The sequence below is a fragment of the Mesorhizobium sp. M2A.F.Ca.ET.067.02.1.1 genome (genome assembly GCF_004023285.1).
GTDB lineage: Bacteria > Pseudomonadota > Alphaproteobacteria > Rhizobiales > Rhizobiaceae > Mesorhizobium.
In genome coordinates this window covers 1-510 of record NZ_RZSB01001396.1, presented here as the reverse complement: position 1 = coordinate 510, position 510 = coordinate 1, and the positions used below count along the sequence as shown (strand labels likewise).

At 62.7% G+C, this 510-nt stretch carries 1 pseudogene; it reads left to right on the top strand.

From position 1 onward, the window contains the following. A pseudogene (locus EOA28_RS40765) lies at positions 1-139 on the top strand (GGDEF domain-containing protein); the annotation flags it as partial. Between the last annotated feature and the right edge of the window lie 371 nt (positions 140-510).

Below are 510 nucleotides of genomic sequence, written 5' to 3'. Positions count from 1 at the left end.
CAGGGAAGGGCTGAAGCCGTTGATGCGACGCGCCGACGAGGCGCTCTACAAGGCCAAGAAGAACGGCCGCGACAGTGTGCGGCTTTCCTATGAGAGGCCCGAAACGACATTCGTCGCCGAGCCGCTCGCGGTCGGGTGAGACGGGTGGACACCCGCGCCTTCGTCATCCACGGGCGGAGCGACGCGAAGCGGAGCGCAGACCCGAGGATCCATTCCGTGACCGCCGCCGAAGAATGCAGCGGGGCAGAATTCTGCATCGTGAGCGGCTCTCGAAAGCAACGGAATGGATCCTCGGGTCTGCGCGCGTCGCTTCGCTCCTTGCTTCGCCCGTGGATGACGATCGGAGGGATGGCTCGGCCAATCGCGGAACCAGGGATTGCCATTGACCTCTACGTCGCGTTCCAAATGCTCTGACGACCGGACGGGTTTTTAGCTAATCGCAAAGGTCCGCGCTCCTTCCGCCATACCACGCGTTAACGTGATTTTCGCCGCTCGATGATAGCCCTCGGT